This is a genomic window from Faecalibacterium sp. DFI.5.82, assembly GCF_029076575.1.
GTDB classification, from domain to species: domain Bacteria; phylum Bacillota; class Clostridia; order Oscillospirales; family Ruminococcaceae; genus Faecalibacterium; species Faecalibacterium duncaniae.
Genome location: NZ_JARFIS010000002.1, coordinates 255,087 through 275,661, shown reverse-complemented (window position 1 = coordinate 275,661; position 20,575 = coordinate 255,087). Strand labels below are relative to the sequence as shown.

Annotated in this window: 17 protein-coding genes; 11 read left to right on the top strand and 6 right to left on the bottom strand. The window is 54.0% G+C overall.

Features of this window, described 5'->3' with window-relative positions; all coding sequences use genetic code 11:
- The gene (gene polA / locus P0G09_RS04860; RefSeq protein WP_275252096.1) at positions 1 to 2,559 is read right to left on the bottom strand and encodes a DNA polymerase I; all 2,559 of its coding nucleotides are present in this window, start codon (positions 2,557 to 2,559) and stop codon (positions 1 to 3) included.
- Positions 2,560 to 2,680: 121 nt separating this feature from the next.
- A complete protein-coding gene (locus P0G09_RS04855; protein WP_005931159.1) occupies positions 2,681 to 2,869 on the bottom strand; it encodes a ferredoxin in 189 nt (62 codons plus the stop codon).
- A gap of 156 nt (positions 2,870 to 3,025) precedes the next feature.
- Here P0G09_RS04855 and P0G09_RS04850 point away from each other — a divergent pair, with 156 nt between their 5' ends.
- Positions 3,026 to 3,367 carry an arsenate reductase family protein gene (locus P0G09_RS04850; protein ID WP_005931157.1) on the top strand — a complete coding sequence of 114 codons (342 nt, stop codon included), beginning with the start codon at positions 3,026 to 3,028 and terminating at the stop codon, positions 3,365 to 3,367.
- Positions 3,368 to 3,481: 114 nt separating this feature from the next.
- The gene (locus tag P0G09_RS04845; RefSeq protein WP_275252095.1) at positions 3,482 to 4,378 is read left to right on the top strand and encodes an Ice-structuring protein; all 897 of its coding nucleotides are present in this window, start codon (positions 3,482 to 3,484) and stop codon (positions 4,376 to 4,378) included.
- Positions 4,379 to 4,447: 69 nt separating this feature from the next.
- On the opposite strand, the gene P0G09_RS04840 is transcribed toward P0G09_RS04845, so the two are convergent.
- Positions 4,448 to 4,768, bottom strand: coding sequence for a helix-turn-helix transcriptional regulator (locus tag P0G09_RS04840; RefSeq protein ID WP_156064101.1), 321 nt, complete (start codon positions 4,766 to 4,768; stop codon positions 4,448 to 4,450).
- 182 nt (positions 4,769 to 4,950) lie between these two features.
- On the opposite strand from P0G09_RS04840, the gene P0G09_RS04835 reads away from it, so the two are divergent.
- Entirely contained in the window at positions 4,951 to 6,294 is a 1,344-nt protein-coding gene (locus tag P0G09_RS04835; protein ID WP_275252094.1) for a leucine-rich repeat protein, read from the top strand.
- Between the two features lie 73 nt (positions 6,295 to 6,367).
- Here the strand turns inward: P0G09_RS04835 and P0G09_RS04830 are convergent, their stop codons facing one another.
- The gene (locus tag P0G09_RS04830; protein ID WP_117476011.1) at positions 6,368 to 7,366 is read right to left on the bottom strand and encodes a glycosyltransferase family 2 protein; all 999 of its coding nucleotides are present in this window, start codon (positions 7,364 to 7,366) and stop codon (positions 6,368 to 6,370) included.
- Positions 7,367 to 7,655: 289 nt separating this feature from the next.
- Between P0G09_RS04830 and P0G09_RS04825 the strand changes: the two genes are divergently transcribed.
- Positions 7,656 to 8,354, top strand: a complete 699-nt coding sequence (locus P0G09_RS04825; RefSeq protein ID WP_275252093.1) for a hypothetical protein — start codon at positions 7,656 to 7,658, stop codon at positions 8,352 to 8,354.
- 197 nt (positions 8,355 to 8,551) lie between these two features.
- Here the strand turns inward: P0G09_RS04825 and P0G09_RS04820 are convergent, their stop codons facing one another.
- On the bottom strand, positions 8,552 to 9,571 hold the full coding sequence (locus P0G09_RS04820) for a SpoIID/LytB domain-containing protein (protein WP_275252092.1): 1,020 nt from the start codon (positions 9,569 to 9,571) through the stop codon (positions 8,552 to 8,554).
- Positions 9,572 to 9,756: 185 nt separating this feature from the next.
- Between P0G09_RS04820 and P0G09_RS04815 the strand changes: the two genes are divergently transcribed.
- The 4 genes from P0G09_RS04815 (at position 9,757) to P0G09_RS04800 (ending at position 14,591) form a co-directional block, all read left to right on the top strand.
- The gene (locus tag P0G09_RS04815) at positions 9,757 to 11,127 is read left to right on the top strand and encodes a citrate synthase (RefSeq protein ID WP_005931146.1); all 1,371 of its coding nucleotides are present in this window, start codon (positions 9,757 to 9,759) and stop codon (positions 11,125 to 11,127) included.
- On the top strand, positions 11,127 to 11,933 hold the full coding sequence (locus tag P0G09_RS04810) for a hypothetical protein (RefSeq protein ID WP_275252091.1): 807 nt from the start codon (positions 11,127 to 11,129) through the stop codon (positions 11,931 to 11,933). The genes P0G09_RS04815 and P0G09_RS04810 overlap by 1 nt, the downstream gene beginning before the upstream one ends.
- A 175-nt stretch (positions 11,934 to 12,108) precedes the next feature.
- The gene (gene gap / locus P0G09_RS04805; protein WP_156060671.1) at positions 12,109 to 13,140 is read left to right on the top strand and encodes a type I glyceraldehyde-3-phosphate dehydrogenase; all 1,032 of its coding nucleotides are present in this window, start codon (positions 12,109 to 12,111) and stop codon (positions 13,138 to 13,140) included.
- 1,067 nt (positions 13,141 to 14,207) lie between these two features.
- Positions 14,208 to 14,591, top strand: coding sequence for a hypothetical protein (locus tag P0G09_RS04800; protein ID WP_275252090.1), 384 nt, complete (start codon positions 14,208 to 14,210; stop codon positions 14,589 to 14,591).
- A gap of 71 nt (positions 14,592 to 14,662) precedes the next feature.
- Here P0G09_RS04800 and P0G09_RS04795 read toward each other — a convergent pair whose 3' ends face one another.
- Positions 14,663 to 15,817: a site-specific integrase gene (locus tag P0G09_RS04795; RefSeq protein ID WP_275252089.1), complete on the bottom strand. Its 1,155-nt coding sequence runs from the start codon at positions 15,815 to 15,817 to the stop codon at positions 14,663 to 14,665.
- 201 nt (positions 15,818 to 16,018) lie between these two features.
- Here P0G09_RS04795 and P0G09_RS04790 point away from each other — a divergent pair, with 201 nt between their 5' ends.
- The 3 genes from P0G09_RS04790 to P0G09_RS04780 are packed head-to-tail and all read left to right on the top strand — an operon-like array spanning position 16,019 to position 20,572.
- Complete coding sequence (locus P0G09_RS04790) at positions 16,019 to 18,412, top strand: Helicase associated domain protein (protein ID WP_275252088.1); 2,394 nt, start codon at positions 16,019 to 16,021, stop codon at positions 18,410 to 18,412.
- On the top strand, positions 18,393 to 19,754 hold the full coding sequence (locus P0G09_RS04785) for a sugar transferase (RefSeq protein WP_275252087.1): 1,362 nt from the start codon (positions 18,393 to 18,395) through the stop codon (positions 19,752 to 19,754). Before P0G09_RS04790 ends, P0G09_RS04785 begins: the two co-directional genes overlap by 20 nt.
- Positions 19,751 to 20,572 carry a glycosyltransferase gene (locus P0G09_RS04780; RefSeq protein ID WP_275252086.1) on the top strand — a complete coding sequence of 274 codons (822 nt, stop codon included), beginning with the start codon at positions 19,751 to 19,753 and terminating at the stop codon, positions 20,570 to 20,572. The genes P0G09_RS04785 and P0G09_RS04780 overlap by 4 nt, the downstream gene beginning before the upstream one ends.
- The last annotated feature ends 3 nt before the right edge of the window (positions 20,573 to 20,575 follow it).

Sequence of the window (20,575 nt, the reverse complement as noted above, 5' to 3'; positions counted from 1 at the left end):
TCAGTGGGCCTCCAGCCAGTTTTTGCCAGTATGCACATCGGTGCTCAGGGGCACCGCGTAGTGCACGCAGCCTTCCATTTCCTCCCGCAGGATCTGCGCGGCCTTTTCGGCCTCAGCTTCCGGGGCTTCCACGATCAGCTCATCGTGGACCGTCAGGATCAGGCGGCTTTCCATCTTCTCGTTCCGCAGCCGCCGCCAGACACGCACCATGGCCAGCTTGATCACATCAGCGGCCGTGCCCTGAATGGGGGTGTTGCGGGCCATCCGTTCGCCGCTGGCCCGGATGTTGTGGTTATTGCTGTTCAGCTCCGGCAGGGCGCGGCGGCGGCCGAACAGGGTGGAAACGTAGCCGCACTGGCGGGCATCCGCAATGGTCTTTTCCATATAACCGTCGATATTGGGGAAGGTGGCCAGATAGGTCTGCAGGAAGGCCTCTGCCTCCTTGACGCTCACGCCGATGTCCTTGGAAAGGCTGTAAGCACCCTTGCCGTACATGATGCCAAAGTTGATGGCCTTGGCGCTGGAGCGCAGACGGGGCGTGACATCCTCAGGCCGGATGTTGTAGATCTTGGCTGCGGTGCTGCGGTGGATGTCGGCACCGGAGAGGAACGCCTCCTGCATGTGTGCATCGCCGGTGACATGGGCCAGGATGCGCAGTTCGATCTGGCTGTAATCAGCATCCACCAGCACGCAGCCGGACTTTGCCACAAAGTAGGCGCGGAGCTTGCTGCCCATCTCGGTGCGGATGGGGATGTTCTGCAGGTTGGGATTGTCAGAGGAGAGCCGCCCGGTACGGGCCTCGGTCTGATTGAAACGGGTGTGGATGCGGCCATCCTCGCCAATGACCTTGAGCAGACCCTCCACATAGGTGGAGTTCAGCTTCTGACAGGCACGGTACTGGAGAATGTCCTCCACCAGCGGGATGTCCCGCAGCTTTTCCAGTGTCTCGGCATCGGTGGACCAGCCGTTCTTCGTCTTTTTGCCGTGGCGCAGGCCCATGGTATCAAAGAGCAGGGTGCCCAGCTGTTTGGGGCTGTTGGGGTTGAAATCGGAGGTACCTGCCTCCATCTCGATGCGGGTCAGCACCTGGTCCAGCTCCTGCCGCAGCTGCACGCCGAAGGCCTCGATGCCCTCACGGTCTACAAGGATGCCGGTGCGGGTCATATCGGCCAGCACCTGTGCCAGCGGGAATTCAATGTTGTTGTAGAGGTCGTCCTCGCCGTTTTCGGTGATCTCCGCCTTCATTTTGGCGAACAGGTCTGCCAGGAAACCGGCATCGGGGTACTCCTCACAGGAGAACGCTGATCTTGCATGGTAGCTGGTGGCAAGGGTGGTGAGCAGATAGTGGGAAGCGGAAGCGTCCAGCAGGTAGGCGGCCAGCTTGCCGTCCCAGACGATGCTGCTGCCCCAGCTGCCTGCGGCCATGGCTCTGGCGTAGAGGGGGGCAGAATCGAACACATCCAGCGTTACCTTGGGATCGTCCAGCAGGGAGACCAGCTCCTCCTCGGAGAGGGGATACACGGTGGTGTCCTGCACGGCGTACCAGGCCTCCGGCTGCACGACCGCGCTCTTTTTGCCCAGAACAGCAGGGCGCGCGGCCACCAGATAGTGGCCGGAGGGCTCTGCGGGCAGGGACGCAATGGCTGCGTCCACCTCCGGCAGGGTGTCGGGGTCCTGTTCCGGAACGATGCCGTCCAGCCCGAACCGGGTGATGAGGGTCTGAATCTCCAGCTCCTGCATCAGACGGACAGCGGCGGGCTTGTTGCCCTCGGTCACCTTGTAGGCCCCTTCCGCTGTGTCGATGGGAGCATCGGTGCGGATGGTGCCCAGCGTGTGGCTGAGGTAGGCATCCTCCCGGCAGGCCAGCAGGTTTTCCCGCTGCCGGGGCTTGATGATCGGGCTGTCCAGATGGTCGTACACGCTGTCCAGGGTGCCGAAGTTCTTGACCAGGGTCATGGCGGTCTTTTCGCCGATGCCCTTCACGCCCGGAATGTTGTCAGAGGTGTCGCCCATCAGGCTCTTCACCTCGATGAGCTGCTTGGGCTCGATGCCGTACTTTTCGTGGATGGCATCCAGATCCATGGTCTCCGTTTTGCTGCGTCCCATGGCGCTGGTGGCCAGCAGCACGGTGGTGGTCTCGCTCACCAACTGCAGGCTGTCGCGGTCTCCCGTGGCCAGAAAGCAGTCGTCCCTGCGGGCCTCGCAGGCAGCGGCCAGCGTGCCCAGAATGTCGTCGGCCTCCCAGCCCTTTGCTGATACCTGACGGTAGCCCAGGTCGGTGAGCAGTTCTTTCAGGATGGGCATCTGCTGGGCCAGCTCGTCCGGCATGGCGTGGCGGGTACCCTTGTAGCCGTCATACATTTCGTGGCGGAAGGTGGGGTGCTTCAGATCGAAGGCCACGGCCACCTCGTCTGGCTCACACTCCCGGAGCAGGGAATTCATAATATTCAAAAAGCCGAAGATGGCATTGGTATAGCGGCCGTCCTTGGTGGTCAGCAGCTTGATGCCGTAAAAGGCACGGTTGGCAATGCTGTTGCCGTCAATGACCAGTAAACGCATAGTCAGTCTCCTCCATTGCATTATAACTCAATTTATAGTATAACACAAAATGGGGGCCAGCGGGGGATTTTTGCAGAAAAAACAAAAATGCCCTCCCGTGTTGGGAAGGCAGGTGAAGGTGTTACTCCGAGATGGTGATGGCACTCACCGGGCAGGCCTGTGCGGCTTCCACGGCGGTGGGTACGGTGTCGGGCGGCAGCTCGCCCGGCACAGCGACGGCCAGGATGCCTGTCATCTGGAATACCTCGGGGCAGATCCCGGTGCACTGGGTGCAGCCGATGCAGAGATCGGGGTCAACGAATGCTTTCATGGGAAGTTCCTCTCTTTCTGAAATGGCCCGCCCTTCGTTCAATCTCAGGGTCGGCTTGTGATAAAGCAAGTATGGACGGAAAGAAGATGAATTATCCCTAGGTTTTTTCCGGCAGATATGATACAATAGAGCACACAGGATCCAGGAGGAAAAACGATGAACATTCAGATCTTTGGCACCAGCAAGTGCTTTGATACCAAAAAGGCCCAGCGCTATTTCAAGGAGCGGGGCATCAAGTTCCAGATGATCGACCTGAAGGAAAAAGAGATGAGCCGGGGCGAGTTTGAGAACGTGGCCCGTGCGCTGGGCGGCTGGGAGCAGCTGGTGAACCCGGCGGCAAAGGATAAGCAGACGCTGGCCCTGCTGGATGCACTGGTGGATTGGCAGAAGGAGGACAAGCTGTTCGAGAATCAGCAGCTCTTCAAAACGCCCATCGTGCGTAACGGCAAAAAGGCCACTGTGGGCTACCAGCCCGAGATCTGGAAAACGTGGGAATAAATCGCGCTTTCACAAAAAATCCACGCCCCGGGTTTTGCACCGGCGGGCAGTTTGTGGTATACTGAAAGCTGGTATTTCCCCAAAAGATGACCTGATTTAGGAGACGATAACGATATGAAGACCTATATGACCCCGGAAGAACACGCCCGGCTCCACCGCCGCCGCGCCCGGCAGACCCTTGGCCTGCTGATCGCCGTGCTGGCGCTGGTGGGCATTGTAACGGTTGTGCGGGCCGGTGTGAAGGGTGTGGCCACCCTGTTTGACGACACCCAACAGAAAGCGGAATATGAGGACCGGCTGGAAGGTCTGGTCCTGTTCGACCCGCTGCCCTTTGACGGCATCGAGAACATCGATGATCTGACCCTGCGCGAAGCCGCCGTCTGGGGCTGCGTGTACAGCATCCAGGAGACCCAGGGAAGCTTTGATAACTACAACACGGACCCCGACACCGAACAGCTGCTGCTGCCCTCGGTGGATGTGGATGCCTATCTGGCAAAGCTGGTGGGCCCCAGCTTCAAGCTGACCCACAAGAGCTTTGAGATGGACGACATGACTGTCGAGTTCGATGAGACGACCCAGTGCTATAAGATCCCCGTCACCGGCAGCGTGGGCACCTTCCGCGCTACCGTCACCAGACTGTTCAAGAAGGACGGCCTGCTCCACGTTACCGTGGGCTATATCCCCACCCAGAGCAGTGATGACAGCATCCTGAACACCTCGTCCGACACGCCCACCAAGTATATGGATTACCTGTTCAGCCGCCAGAGCGGCAGCTGGTACCTGACCGGCCTGACCGACAGCGAGACCAAGCCTGAATCTGCCGACAGTGCAGCCTCTGCCGCGGAGCCTGCCCCGCTGGCTGAGAGCGAGGTCAACGATGCCATCCTTGCAACCGCAGGCGATTCTGCCGCCGCCAGCGCCGTTGCTGACGAGGCTGCCCCGGTGGAAGAGGCGGCGGAGAGCACCCCGGCGGAGAGTACCGAGGCTTCCTCTGAGAGCCCGGCGGCATAAAGCGAAAAAACTATCAAAACAGACTCCCCACTGTGAGTGAATCTCACGGCGGGGAGTTTTTTTCATCTGTTACAGCTTCGAGAGATCTTCCAGCAGGGCCAGAGCGATGGGCTTGACACGCAGAGAACAGGCGTTGAATAATTCCACTACTCGATCGTTCGCATAGTCCTTGCGGGCCACTTCCGTGTTGGTCAGAATCGCTGCAAGCTCAGTATCCAGCTCGGTGCAGATGTTAGAGAGGGTTTCCAGGGTTGGATAGACCCGCCCATTCTCGATTTTGGAGAGATATACCACCGAGATGCCAACCTGCTCCGCCAGCTTTTCCTGTGTGATGCCTTTTTCCAACCGCTGTGTTTGGATGCGTTTTCCGATGAGAGTATAGTCGATCATGTCATGGGCCTCCTGTAGATGTCTTATACTGACAATACAGGATTAAACTGAAAGAATAATAATCTAATAGATTAACTTGACTTATTAGGGCAATAATACTATAATGAAATCAGAATCCTCAGGATATTTTGTGGATTTTTAGGCACTGAATGAATTGGGGACGTAAAAAGGAGGAGAAAACCATGAGACGGAAAGTTACACGCCGGGATTTTATGAAAGGAGCGGCGATCGTTGCGGCATCTGGCTTGTTGGCAGGCTGCAGCGGTGGAGAGGGGCCGGCAGCTCCCGACGATTCGGAGCAGCCCGGCACCTCGGAAAAGCCCGCGGAATCGAACAGCAACTCTTCCAGTTCTTCTGAATCGGAGAGTACTTCTTCCAGTAAGCCGGAGAAAACGAATGGAATCAAATGGACATACAGCAAAAACTCTGATGGTACGATTACACTGAAGGGCTATGATAAGAATGCCGAAAAGGTGCCCTCCGGAGAATTGATTATTCCGGAAAAGTATGATGGGTACACGGTCAGTGCGGTGGGGTATCAATGTTTGTACAAAAACAATGATATCGAAAGTGTGGTTGTTCCCAATTGTATTCAGACAATTGGACAACAGGCCTTTTGCCAATGTAAGAATCTGACAAGTGTATCATTGACAGATGGATTGAAGAAGATTGAAACAAGTGCGTTTTCTGGCTGTAATCTGGATGGTCTAACACTTCCGGCGAGCCTGACGAAAGTTGGAGCAAATGCTTTTGCGGAGAATATATCCTTGACTGATGCCGTAATCTTGGGCAAAACGGAGTTTGATTCGGGTACTTTTAAGGGATGCAAGAATCTTGTTGCAGTTGGCTTCAAGAATAGCATTCGCATACTGCCGAACGAGATGTTCCGTGAATGCGTAAAGCTTCAAAATATCGTATTTCCGACTGAAGTAAAGAAACTGGGAGGCTATATCTTCTACAGATGTAACCTTCTGAGTGAAATTGTAATTCCTGAAACTGTAACAGAAATTGGCGATTATGGATTTGCATACACAGCACTGCAAACAGTTAAAATCCCTAATGGCATGACTGAAATTGGCAATTGGGTATTCTGTGAATGCAAAAATTTGAACAATGTAACTATTCCAGAAACTGTTAAAATAATAGGAGAAGGTGCCTTTTCCGATTGTGCATTTGTAAAAATTTCTCTTCCAAAAAGAATGAGTCAAATCAAAAACGTAGCATTTTGGAATTGTAGTGCATTAAGGAAAATTGCATTACCCGAGGGAATTACTGTAATTGAAACACAGGCGTTTGAAGGTTGCGTATCGTTAACAGATATTTACATCCCAGCATCGGTAATAAAAGTAAAATCTGATGCTTTTAACCGTTGCAAGAGTCTGAGCAATGTATATTTTGGAGGAAGCGAAGAACTCTGGAAGCAAATTGTTATTGCTGAAACAAGTGCATCGCCGGGAAATCATAACCTAACAAATTCTATTATGAACCGTTACTGGAACCAGACTGCGGCATCAATAGGCTACTGAATCGAATTACAAAAATCCCACCTTCTGTTCCGGGCATTTATGTGCCCGATGAACAGAAGGTGGGATTTTTACGTTACTTCAGATCAAACCTGACCACGACCAGCCGATACCACAGGTAGGGCACCATGTTCCAGATCATCCACAGCTCCATGAGGATATAGTTGGGCAGGTCCTTCAGGCGGAAGGGGCGCTTGCCGAGCCGCCCCTCTTTGAGTAGGGCAAAGGCTTCGTGCATTCCCTTGTCCCAGGCTTCGCCAAAGCCCTGCTTGTGGAACTTGTAGCACTTGAGCAGATAGCCCAGCGCCAGCGGGAGAAAGTTCAGGATGAGCATGAGCAGCGGCTCGTTCTTGAGGGGGAGCAGGATGCTGTTCCGGCCGCTCTGCTGGCTCTTGAAGGCGTTGTACTTCACCGCGCCGGTGCTGGCACCGCAGATGTGGTAGCATTTTGCGGTGGGGCAGAGGACACACTTGTAACCTGCGTTGTTGGCACGCCAGCTCAGGTCCACATCCTCAAAGTAGGCGAAGAAGTTTTCGTCAAAGGTGCCGATCTCCTCCAGAATGCTCTTGCGGTAGAGCGCCGCGCCGCCGCAGGCCGAGAAGATGCGCTTCTGTTTGGTGTAGCGGCTGGCCCGGCGGCCGTCGCCGGTCTTGCAGGCAAAGCCCATCCAGGTGACGTAATCACCGGCATCGTCGGCCAGCTCCCGTTCAAAGTGGCGGAGCATCAGGCTCTGCACGGCAAAAATTTTGGGATCGGTCTCGGCGGTGCGGATGAGCTCGGCCAGCCAGTCGGGTTCGGCAAAGGCATCGTTGTTGAACATGACCACATACTCGCCCCTGGCCCGGGCAATGCCCTGATTCACGGCGTGGGAGAAGCCGGTGTTGGTGCCGTTTTCGATCAGGGTGAAGTTGGGGCGGCCGCAGTAGCTGCGGGCCTGCTCCAGACTTTCATCGGTGGAACCGTTGTCCACGATGATGAGCTCAAAATCCTGCTCTGTCTGGGCATAGACCGACTCGATGGAGTCCTTGAGCCAGCCTTTGCCGTTGATGTTGGGGATGACGATGGTTGCTTTCATATATAAATGCTCCTGAAAATTCAACTTCAGGGCAGATTATACCATAATTGCGTTGAAAAAGAAACCGGCAGTTGAGAGAAGGCGTGGGAAGCACGATGAAAAACTTTTCCGGACTTTTGTAGCAAATAACCAACCACTTCACTGCACGGTTGTGCAATCTGCCCTTGAATTGTGACCAAAGCGTGTAAATATTGAGAAAATGGCTGCAAAACTGTTTACAAAAGAGTAACAGGATGATATACTTTACACCAGTGAATGAAACGCTCTTTTGTGAAGAAAGGATACTGACGTGGAAACAGCCAAGCACTTTGGAAGCAAACTTCGGAAAACTCTCGCTGCCCTGCTTGCAACGATGGCCCTGATGGCCGTGCTGCTCCCTGGGGCACTGGCCGTGGACCTGAACGTTGATGTTGGGTTCTACTTCAAACAGAGCCGGGGCGGCACCTGCACCCTGGCCTCTGCCGCAATGATGCTTCGCCGCCGGGCCTATCTGGACGGGATGGACAGCTGGGTGGATGTGACCGAAAACGGCATCAAGAGCACGGCCTGGTCAGGCGGGCTCTCCCACAGCTTTACATACAACGATATGCATGTGGGTTATGCGACCCTGCCCTCGGGCAAGGCGGCCAAGACGGGAGCGCTGGTCTCCATTCTGGCAGAGCATCCGGAGGGCATTGTGCTGTACGACCGCACCAGACCCCATGCCGTGCTCCTGACGGACTACACCAACGGCGTGTTCTACTGTTCCGATCCTTCCAACGGGGTTGCCTCCGGCCGTGTGCCGCTGTCTGCCGCCAGCATCTCCATTGGCGGCGCGTCCTGCTATTGGTACATCACCGAGGATGGCAATGACGATGGTCTGGAGCTTCTGGAAGAGGCTGTGCAGGCGGAGGAAGCCGCCGCGGAAACTGAGACTGCGGCAGAGACTGAAGTCGCTGCTGGCGAGGAAAGCAGCAGTCAGGATTGGTGGACGAGCCTGTTTGGCTGAATATTGATCTTCTGGGCGGCTGGCCGTTGGGTCAGCTGCCTTTTTTGTTAGCATCCTCACCCTCTCAGGCCGCTTCGCGTCCAGCTCTCCCAAAGGGAGAGCTCTTGACAAAACCGCAAACCTTGCATTTACTGCCAAGGCCTCCCACTTTGGGGGAGGTGGCATCGCGTAAGCGATGACGGAGAGGGTGAGCCCGTTCACCTCCGCAGCTCTGTCCCCGGGAAATAGTGCGCCAGAATTTCTTCCGCACTCTGTCCCTGTTCGGCCAGCGCCTTGGCACCCCACTGGCTCAGCCCCACACCGTGGCCATAGCCCTTGGTGGTGAGGAGAAAGCTGCCCTCCTGATACTGCACCGTGAAGCAGGCGCTCCGCAGGCCCAGCGCTTTGCGCAGGGCCGGGCCGGTGACGCTCTGCCCACAGACGGGCAGGGAGGCTACATAGCCCGAAGGGGTGAGCACGGCCTCTCCGAACCAGCTGGTAGGTGCGGCAGGGTCAGGGAGAAGGCCCAGCCCGGCGAGAGCCTGCTGCATCTGCTCGGCGGTGAATTGGACGGTATAAAGGTAGTTGTCCGCATTGAGGTCGGTGGAGCTGTCCACGGCCACAAGATAGGGAAGGGCGGTGCCCCAGACGTTTTCGCTGGCTTCAGTCATGCCGTTGGAGATGGAAAAGTAGCTTGTCCCGGCGGGGGCGCTGCCATAGTAGAGCACATCGGTCAGCACACTGTCCACCAGCGCCGAGAGGTGGGCATAGTTTTCCTCATAGGCGGTGCCCCAGTAGCTGCGGAGGACTGCATCTGTTAAGTATCCCTGCCGCCGGACGGGGTCCACGCTCAGCCAGCCGGAAGCTGGTTCGGCGGCATGGTCGCGGCAGTAGAGGGCATAGCTGTGGGCCGCGATGGCCTGCGCCTTGAGCGCCTCGTCCGGCCAGCTGATGGGCATTTCCGCCGCCACGGCACCGATCAGATATTCCCGTCGGGGTACCGAGACCACGGCCCCGGCGCTCTGGTCGGCCAGCAGAAAGCTCTCGCTGTCCTGATCGGAGGGCGGCACGACGGCGCTGTCCGGGGCGGCTTCCGAAGCCGCAGTGTCCGGCAGGGGAGCGGAAGAAGCCCCCTGTGCCGGGCCGAACACCGCCAGTGTCAGCCGGTAACCGGCGATCGGCAGAAGTGTGCCCAGCACCAGCAGCAGGGCGCAGAGGAGAAAGAATGTCTTTTTCATCGTATTTTTCCCTCCCGGACAGGCATTTTTCTGGGCATAGTGTACCAGTACGGCGGGGTGAAAAAGCGCACATTTCATCCAAGACTTGAATTTACTTCACAAAAGCGCTATCATAAGGGTGTGCCATCATGGTGGATGGCCGGAAAGTATATAAGAGAGAAATAAGAGAAAGGGGAAATTCGCGCATGAACTATACCCATGCAGAAGTAGCGTCGCTGGACCCGCAGACCATGCGGACGCTGTGTGAAGAGTATCTGGCAAACAACTACATCGATCCGGAGACGAGTGAGCGTCTCGGTGTCAAGCGCGGCCTGCGCAACCCGGATGGCACCGGTGTGCTGGCAGGCCTGACCAATGTCTGTGACGTTGTGGGCTACAAAAAGGATCAGGAGGGGCATGTCATTCCCATTCCGGGTCGTCTGATCTACCGCGGTGTGGACATCAACGAGATCGTGAACGAGGCCTACCGCAACGACCGCTTTGTGTTTGAAGAGGTCATCTGGCTGCTGCTGTTCGGCAGCCTGCCCACCCAGGAGCAGCTGGACGATTTCTGTGAGCTGCTGGCAGAGCACCGCGCCCTGCCCGATGGCTTTATGGATACCATGAATGCTCCTTCGCCCAATATTATGAACAAGATGCAGCGGTGCGTGCTGGGCCTGTATTCCTACGACGAGCACGCCGAGGACCTGACGCTGGAGAATATCCTGAACCAGAGCATCAATCTGATCGCCAGTATGCCCACCATGATGGTGAACGCTTACCAGATGAAGCGCCGCTATTATGACAAGCAGAGCATGTTCTTCCACATGCCCAAGCCCGGCCAGAGCACCGCGGAGCACATCCTGAGCACCTACCGCCCGGACCAGAAGTTTACCCACGAGGAAGCCAAGCTGCTGGATATGTGCCTGCTGGTTCACGCAGACCACGGCGGCGGCAACTGCTCCACCTTTACCGCCCGTGTGCTGTCCTCCTCGGGCACCGACACCTACTCGGCCATTGCAGCCGCCATTGGCGCGCTGAAGGGCCCCAAGCACGGCGGTGCCAACCTGATGGTCAACCGTCAGCTGCAGGATATTCTCAAGCATGTGGAGCACCCGGAGGATGACGACGAGGTGCGCGAGTATCTGCGCCGCATCCTGCGCAAGCAGGCGGGCGACGGCTCCGGCCTGATCTACGGCATGGGCCATGCGGTCTATACCATGAGCGACCCCCGTGAGGTCATCCTGAAGGAGCGCGCCAAGCACCTGGCCTACGAGAAGGGCTTTGAGGAAGAGTACAACATGCTGTGCAGCATCGAGCGGCTGGCTCCCGATATCTTTGCCGAGGAGAAGGGCAGCAGCAAGCCGGTGTGCGCCAATGTGGACCTGTTCAGCGGCCTGATCTACAACATGCTGGGCATCTCTGAGGATATCTACACCCCGCTGTTCGCCATTGCCCGTGTGCCGGGTTGGTGCGCACACCGGGTGGAGGAAGTCATTTTTGCCAACCGGATCATCCGGCCCGCCTATAAGTATCTGGGCGTGCGCCAGAAATATAAACCGATCGAGGAACGCTGATGAACGCTTTATTTGTGCTGATTTTCACCTGTGGTGGTGCCCTTGCCATTGGGCGCGGGCTTGATCTTGCCCTGTGGACGGACTGGAATACCGGCCTGTGCACAGCGGGCTCTGTCTGGCTGCGGTACGGCAGCCTGTGGGCGGCGCTGGTCGTTGGTATCATTGCCGCCCGGAAGCTGGCCCGCCAGCCCCTTGTTCTGCGCAGTGCGTGCAAACCGGTGGGAGTTACATCGGTGCTGGGCGGCGTGTGTGTCGGCCTGGCCGGTGCGGTGCGTCTGGCAGTGGGCATGACCGGCGTTGGCGCGCTGGTGCGTGCTGTGTTGGAGCTGGTGTGCGCTGTCTGGCTGATCCGACTGGGCCGCAGCTGGACGCATAAGGGAGAATATCGTCTGCCCGGCCGGAGCATGACCCCGGCAGTGCTTGGCACGGCGGTGTTCTACTGGGGGGTGCTGAGCCGCTTTATGGAGAACAGCTCCAGCTGGCACCGGGTGGAGCCGACTGCCATGGTCTGGCAGATGCTGGCCGCGCTGGTGTTCCTTTCGGCGATGATCCGCGCCCTTTGGCTGCCGGAAACGTCCAACGGCTGCCAGCTGTGCGAGGCCGGGATCTGCACGTTCCTGCTCTGCTTCTGCTGGGAACTGCCCCGGGTGCTGGTGCTGCTGTTCCACGGCATCACGGCAGCCGACCTGCCCGAGGTGCTGTTTGGCCTTGGCATGTGCTGCATCGGCGCGCTGGGGCTTTTCACTGTGGCGCGGGTGGCAGGAAGTGACGGAAGGCCTGCAATACCCCGACACGCCGTTGGTTGAATTGCTGAAAAGATTCCCATAAAAGCTGTGAAAATCGTTCAAAAACAAAAAAGTGTGAAATTACCTTGTTAATTTTTTGGCGGGCACTTGAAGGTTTCCGCGATTTGGTCTATAATAAAGCTACCGTGATTATTATCCGATAAAAGGGTAAGAACATTTAGGAGGTACTATTAACATGGCTGTTAGAGTTGCTATCAATGGTTTTGGTCGTATTGGCCGTCTGGCTTTCCGTCAGATGTTTGATGCTGAGGGTTACGAGGTCGTTGCAATCAACGATCTGACCAGCCCCAAGATGCTGGCTCACCTGCTGAAGTACGATACCGCTCAGGGTTCCTTCTGCGGCAAGATCGGCGAAGCCAAGCACACTGTCGAGGCTACCGAGGATTCCATCATCGTCGACGGCAAGGAGATCAAGATCTACGCTGTTAAGGACGCAAAGGATGCTCCTTGGGGCGAGCTGAACGTTGATGTCGTTCTGGAGTGCACCGGCTTCTACACCAGCAAGGAGAAGAGCATGGCTCACATCCAGGCTGGCGCAAAGAAGGTCGTTATCTCTGCTCCCGCAGGCAACGACCTGAAGACCATCGTCTTCTCCGTCAACGAGAAGACCCTGACCGCTGAGGATCAGGTCATCTCTGCTGCTTCCTGCACCACCAACTGCCTGGCACCCATGGCTGACACCCTGAACAAGACCTACCCCATCGTTTCCGGCATCATGACCACTGTTCATGCTTACACCGGCGACCAGATGATCCTGGATGGTCCTCAGCGCAAGGGCGACCTGCGCCGTGCTCGTGCTGGCGCACAGAACATCGTTCCCAACAGCACCGGCGCTGCTAAGGCTATCGGCCTGGTCATCCCCGAGCTGAACGGCAAGCTGATCGGCTCTGCTCAGCGTGTGCCCGTTCCCACCGGTTCTACCACCATCCTGGTTGCCGTTGTCAAGGGCAAGGATGTCACCAAGGAGTCCATCAATGCTGCTATGAAGGCTGCTACTTCTGAGTCCTTCGGCTACAACGAGGATCTGATCGTTTCTTCCGATGTCATCGGCATGCGTTACGGCTCTCTGTTCGACGCTACCCAGACCATGGTCGCTAAGATCGACGACGACACCTATCAGGTTCAGGTCGTGTCCTGGTACGACAACGAGAACTCCTACACCTCTCAGATGGTCCGTACCATTAAGTACTTTGCTGAGAACTGCTAATCACAGCTCTACGCTCAAAAGTGCTTGAGGTGTCGTGCTGAATGACAACTAGTATTGGCTTTGCTGGTACGAACATGCTGTGATTGGTACGACAACAGGATAATGAGTTCAACACCCTTCCTTTTGCGGGTTTCCGTGAGAGGAAGGGTGTTTTTTATGTGTTTGAAGGATCTCCGCGATGAATTTCTGTATTATGTTACTGTTCGACCTGCGCCAGCCAATCAAAGCGTATCGGTTTAAGGATTTGGAGGAGTGACTCTATGCGCACCTGAATCAGCCGATGAATCCAGAGAAGATGACAACAGAAATCATGGAGTTTGGATATATTGAACGCTATTACGATAGAATGACGGGACAAGTGAAATTGAATGACTGGCTTCAAGGGTATGGTGTCAAGATTGTAAGTGACAGAGATAGAAAGCACGGCGAAAATTATCAGAAAATGTATTGGAAATTGATTGAGTTGCGTCAGAATTTGTAGTATAAATAATATAATACATGACAAAAAATGATGCAAGAAATTATTTTGCTTGTCTTATATATAGAACATAGAATATGCTATAATGTCTTATATGATAGACAAAATGAGCAGTGGGAGAAACTACTACAAACAACGATCTGCTGAAGAAAATTGCTGCAACCGTGACCGAACCGCACCACCATATCATCGTGACCTACGAGGAAGATTCTGACATTGAGGTAGACGGTGTTGCAATCTTGGTCGTTCCTCTGGTTGATTTTTTACTGACAACGTGAGATTCCTGCGACCACAACCGTATGAACCACATGATTCATGAAGCAAAACCCCGGTGGTGCGGATCACCAGCATCCGGGGGGGGGGGGTAGTTAAAAATCTGGTAAGGGACACTGACCCGGTAGAATGAGATAGTTGTTCCATCTCCCCAGACCGAATTAGAATCTAGCAGCAAAAGGCCTCTGCCTTTCACAGAAATGTGATGGGCAGGGGTCTTTTAGCGTAAAAAAAAGCCTGACCCATGCAAAAGAGCACAAATCAGGCTGATAATGGATATAAAATTCTAAAATTCACTTAGAAAAGAGAGTACGCGTTGCAGGGAAAGCCGAGCAGATCGTTCGGTGAGCTATTGGTTCTCTTGCTCCAGTTCATCGAACAGCGCACAGGAAAAGAACTGACCAAGCGTGATATCAAGCCCATCACGAAGCTTTTTAATGGTAGCGATGGATACACGTTACCGGGATGGATTAAGCATGCTATACACCGTAGATGGTGTCACACCCGCGCGGATCGCCAACTCGTTTGGACGCATTTCCCGCTGGTCGCAGAGCTGTTCAAAGCGTTTGGCAACGGCATCTTTTACTGTCATGATGAAATTCACCTCAATGTGATGGTACAGAAGTTCGTGCAGTTTTGCGTACGCAGCTGCGTATATCATGAAAGTATTTTATGCTATAGAGAATACGTGGCTGCGTAACGACAAAGAATATATTTAACAAAAAGGTATCCTCCACATGGAAAATGGAGGACCGTGGGAAAAATCTGGCGTTATTCCAACAGATTCAGTGCTTTTCTACCCCTCATAGACACCTGATAGGAGAATATCCGGTTCATCTCCCTGCGCTTTCGGGTCAGGTCAGAGTGCACATAGCGCTGCAAGGTGATGTTGGCGTTGGCGTGTCCCAACAATTCGCTGAGGGTCTTTACATCGCACCCAGCCTGCAGGCAGGTCGTTGCAAAGGTGTGGCGCAGTGCGTGCGGGCGCACTTGACGGACAGTCGCCTGCTTCAGATACGCTTTGATGCTTTTCCGATAGCAGCGGGGTTCGGTTGGCTTGGACTCGCTGCCGGACAGGAACCATGCAGCATTGCTGGCTTTTCCGCGCAGCTTTTTCAGCATAATAAGCAGCTGATTCGGGATTGGAATTTCCCGGCGGGAGGTGCGGGTTTTGGGCGTTTGGATGACCACCTTTGTATGACCGTTTCCGCAGGAAATTCGGCAGACCGTCCGGTTGATCTTCAGCGTGCCAAGTTTCAGGTCAAAATCGCCCCATTGCAGGCCGCAAATCTCACCAATTCGAAGCCCCAATTCCAGCCCCAGTAGTAAGCCAATTTTGCGAGGCGTAGGGTTCGCCTGTACATATTGATGAAGTCGCTGCTGTTCCGCCGGGGAGAGAGGCGCAGAAATTTTGTCGCCGGCTTTTGGCAACGCAACTTCCAGCTCCATTGGACGAATCAGACGTAAATGAGCGGCATATTTGCAGATGCGACGCAACATCGAGAGGCATTCCCGGGCAGAGGAGTTTCCCAGTGGCTTGTGTGCCGCATCTGTGGGCGTGATGATTTGCTGCATGGCCTGTTCCAGAAAGCTTTCCTCAAGGGATGCAACGGGCACCTTGCTCAAAACCGGAAGAAGATATTTGTGCAGTGTGTACGAATAATGCGCATAGGTGGATTCTTTTATAGCGTTTTTCAGGGAGTACAGCCACACCTCGGCCAGTACTTCAAAGGTCAGGTCGGTTTGATTCAGGTTGTAGAACCCCGCCTCCGCTTTTCTCTGGATTAGTACCCGTTTGACCTCCGCATAGGCCGTTCCGTAAACGTAACCCCACTGGATCTTCCCCTCCGGTGTGCGCGCCTTGATGTACCTGCCTTCCCACCGACCGTCCTTACGCTTGCGAATGTTTTCTCCCCGTCGCGCCATCGCTGTTTCCTCCTGCTGTTTAGACCCCCATCTGACCCCTTATTTTCTCCATCTTCGTTTACAGCTGGAATTATTATACAGAACTGGGCATAATAAAAAAATGATCCGGCCTTCGCGATGCTTTTTCAGGGTCAAATGTGATACATTTATGATGTTTTCTATTGAATCCCAGATATAACCATGATAAAATAAGATGAGATTATGGACAACGATGTCAAAGGAACGGTATCCTCCATTTTCCATGTGAAGGATACCCCTTTACTGCGGAAAGGGGTGAACAAGGTGGCATTACGTCTGTTTGAGCACAACGAGAAAGCATATCATGCGGCAGTCCGGATGATGGAGCAGTACGGCAAGGCTGCTATTGTCCACCCCACCGGCACCGGAAAGAGCTACATTGCGTTCAAGCTGATCGAGGACAACCCGGAGAAGGTCGTGATCTGGCTTTCTCCCAGTGAATATATCTTTAAGACACAGCTGGAGAGTCTGAAAAGGAACGACCCGGACTTTCCGCTGGCGAACGTCCATTTTTACACCTATGCGAAGCTGATGTGCTGTACCAAAGGCCAGCTTGCAGAAATCGCAGGACTTCAGCCATCTTATATTATATTGGACGAATTCCACCGTGCCGGTGCGGAATGTTGGGGCGAGAGCACGGTGGCTTTACTGAAGTTATGCCCGGACGCGAAACTGCTGGGGTTGACAGCAACAAACATCCGCTATCTGGATAATAACCGCGATATGGTCGAAGAGCTTTTTGATGGCCGTGTTGCGAGCGACATGACCCTTGGCGAAGCAATCGTCAGGGGTATTTTGCCTACTCCGAACTATGTGACCACCGTCTATCAGTACCAGAAAGACTTGGCACGCTATCAGACAAGAGTGGGTAATTTGCGTTCTCCCGGCATTCAGGATGTGAATCAAAAATATCTGGATGCCCTGCGTCGCGCCTTGGAACAAGCAGATGGATTAGACAAGGTTTTTGAACATCATATCACGAACAAGTCCGGAAAGTACATCGTGTTCTGCGCCAACAAGGAGCACATGGACGAAATGATCTCTCATGTGCCGGAGTGGTTTGCAAAGGTGAATGCGGAAGTGGCGGTGTACGAAGCCTACTCGGATGACCCCGGTACAGACAAGGCTTTTGCCGACTTCAAGGCCGATGAAAGTGACCGCCTGAAGCTGCTGTTTTGCATCGACATGCTGAACGAGGGCGTTCATGTAGAAGGCATTTCAGGTGTCATCCTGTTCCGGCCTACTATCTCACCTATTATCTACAAACAGCAGATTGGCCGTGCACTAACTGCGGGGGATAATTCCGCTCCACTTATCCTCGATGTTGTCAACAACTTCGAAGGACTATGCAGCATTGCGGGTCTGCAAGGCGAGATGCAGGAGGCTATTCATCGGCTCTATGCCAACGGCGAGGGTGACAAAATCGTCACTGAGCGGTTCGAGGTCATCGAGCAGGTGCATGACTGCCGGGTGCTGTTCGAGCAGCTGCAGGCAAGCTTGTCCTCTAGTTGGGACCATTATTTTTCGGAAGCAAGCATTTACTATGCGGAGCATGACAGCCTGAATATTCCAAAGCGTTATACCACACCGGCGGGATTGAGCCTTGGCGAATGGCTGACGACCCAGCGCCGTGTTCGTGCGGGACAGATTCCGGGGAACTTGACCGAACAGCAAATCGCACGGCTGGACAGCATCGGGATGGAATGGGGCAACCGCAACGATGCCGCATGGGAACGTGGTCTGGAAGAAGCGAGAAAATTTCGGGAACATTTTGGGAATTTGCAGGTCCCGGTGAAATACAAAACGAAAGATGACTATCCTCTGGGAAAGTGGATCAACAATGCGCGGAAACGCCGAAACGATGGAAAGCTGACGGAAGAGCGCATTCGACAACTGGATCAGATGGGAATGATATGGAGCGTATTTGATGCCAAATGGGAACAGGGATATGCACTTGCTATGAATTATGCCGCCAAGCACGGCGACTTGAATGTTCCTGTCAATTACACGACTGAAGAGGGCGAAAAGCTGGGTGCGTGGATTTTGAATCAGAGGACGGCATATGCAAAAGAAATGCTTTCCCAAGACCAACTCGGCCGTCTGGAAGAAATAGGAATCTATTGGGGAAACCGTAATGATCGCCAGTGGAACGAGGTCTATGGTGCCGCCAAGCGTTATTTTGAGGCAAATGGAAACCTTGATGTCCCGGTGGCCTATGTTTCACCGGAGGGCTATGCTCTTGGAAAGTGGGTGCGGCGACAGCAGTATGCGTATCGGAATCCGGAGAAAAGCAATGCAATTTTATCACAAGAGCGCATTGAGTTGCTGGATGCCATCGGAATACAGTGGGAGAAACCTGACCCGTGGCAGCACCGGTACGAGCTGGCGCAGGAATATAAAAGATGCCATGGAAATCTGGATATTCCGGCAAAATACAAGACTGCGGATGGCATCTGGCTTGGCCGGTGGATATACAACCAGAAGCGGTTGCTGCAAGGCGAGCCGGACAAGTTGAGCGAAGAACAAAAGAAAAAGCTAAAGGAGTTATTGGGGTATTATGTCAAAATTTCAGCATGATGTGATGTTGAAGGTCGTAAAAATCATTGATCTAATAATGATTACAATTCCATTTGCACTTTGTTGGGAGCTGTATTATTCGTATCAGGTCTATGCAAAGTTTGGCTGGAGGGGCAACTGGACCATGATCGGTCTGTTTGCGGTGTTGTTCTTTCTGTTAGGTAAAGTCTACGATGCGTTCTGGATGTCTTTGCAGCGCATTTCAGAGTTGATCTACGGACAGGTACTGGCAGCCATGGCAACCGATGGCATTCTGTACATTGTCATCTGCCTGATGGCCCGGCGGCTCTGCAATCTTCTGCCGGGTATTGCGGCGATTGTCGGACAGATCATGATGGCAACCCTGTGGGCAAGATGCGCCCATACCTGGTATTTCCGGACTTTTCCGCCTCAGCCCACCGCAGTGGTCTACGATGTCCGGCATGGACTGGAAAAGCTCATCAATGAATATGGCCTCTCGAAAAAATACGATGTCAAGATGACCTTGAACGTTGAGGAATGTCTGAACGACCTGAGCCTGCTGGATGGAATGCAGAGCGTGTTCATCAGCGGTGTCCACAGCCATGAGCGCAACATCATCCTGAAATACTGTGTGGGACAGGGCATCAATGTGTTCGTGATTCCTCGTGTGGGCGATGTGATCATGAGCGGTTCACAGCCGATGCACATGTTCCATCTGCCCATGCTGCGTGTGGGCCGCTACATGGCAAGCCCGGAGTTCTTGTTTGTCAAGCGTGTCATGGATATTGTGATCTCGCTGGTGGCACTGGTTATCCTGAGTCCGGTGTTTCTGATTACGGCTATTGCAGTCAAATCCGATGGTGGTCCTGCTTTTTACAAGCAGGTGCGCCTGACCAAAGACGGCAAGCAGTTTGAGATTTTGAAGTTCCGTTCTATGCGTGTGGATGCAGAAAAAGACGGTGTGGCGCGTCTTTCCACTGGTGACAAAGATGATCGTATCACGAAGGTCGGCCATATCATCCGAGCCTGCCGTCTGGACGAGCTGCCCCAGCTTCTCAATATCTTGAAGGGAGACTTGTCCATTGTAGGCCCACGCCCGGAACGCCCTGAGATTGCCGCCCAGTATTGCGAAGAGATGCCAGAGTTTGCGTTGCGGCTTCAAGCAAAGGCTGGCTTGACCGGTTATGCACAAGTGTACGGTAAGTACAACACCACCCCCTACGATAAGCTGCAGATGGATCTGATGTACATTGCACATCCCAGCCTGATCGAGGATCTGAAAATCATGCTGGCGACCGTGAAGATCCTGTTTATGCCGGAGAGCACGGAAGGTGTGGCAGAGGGTGCTACTACGGCGATGGGACAGGAGACAGAAGAATGATGCAGAATTACAGTGTCTTGATGTCCGTTTATTATAAGGAAAAGCCAGAATACCTCGAGCAAGCAATTGAAAGTGTTCAATCACAGACGTTCCCAACTGATGATTTCATACTGGTATGTGACGGACCACTGAATGATGCGCTGGACAAGGTGATTGCCAAAAAGCAGCGAGAGATGGGGATAACTTTAAATGTGGTTCGCCTTGCTAAGAACGGTGGACTTGGCAATGCACTGAATGAGGGCATCAAACATTGCAAAAATGAACTAGTTGCCAGAATGGACAGTGATGATATTGCGTATCCGGATCGCTGTGAAAAACAGATGGCGGTATTCAACGCACATCCAGAAGTAAGTATCTGCTCTGGCATTGTGGAAGAGTTTACTCTTGATCCGAATACCGTCGATGCGAAGCGTGTGCCACCGGAGACGAATGCGGAAATTGTAGAATTTGCAAAGAAGCGCAATCCGTTTAATCATCCCTGCGTGATGTATAAGAAATCCGCAGTTGAAGCTGTTGGTTCTTATCAGGACTTCTACTTGTTGGAGGACTATTACCTTTGGCTCCGGATGCTGATGGCGGGGTATCAAGGCTACAACATTCAAGAGCCGCTACTCCATATGAGGGCCGGCTCGGATATGTACCTGCGGCGTGCCGGTTGGAAGTATGCTAAGTCGCAGGCAAAGCTGTTCAAGTTCATGAAGCAGCAAGGCTTTATAAGAAAAGGGCAGTACATAAAAAGCTGTGTGATTCGTAGCGGGTCAGCGTTAGCTCCGAACTGGCTGCGGAAGTTTATGTTTGAGAAAGTACTGAGAAAGTGAGAA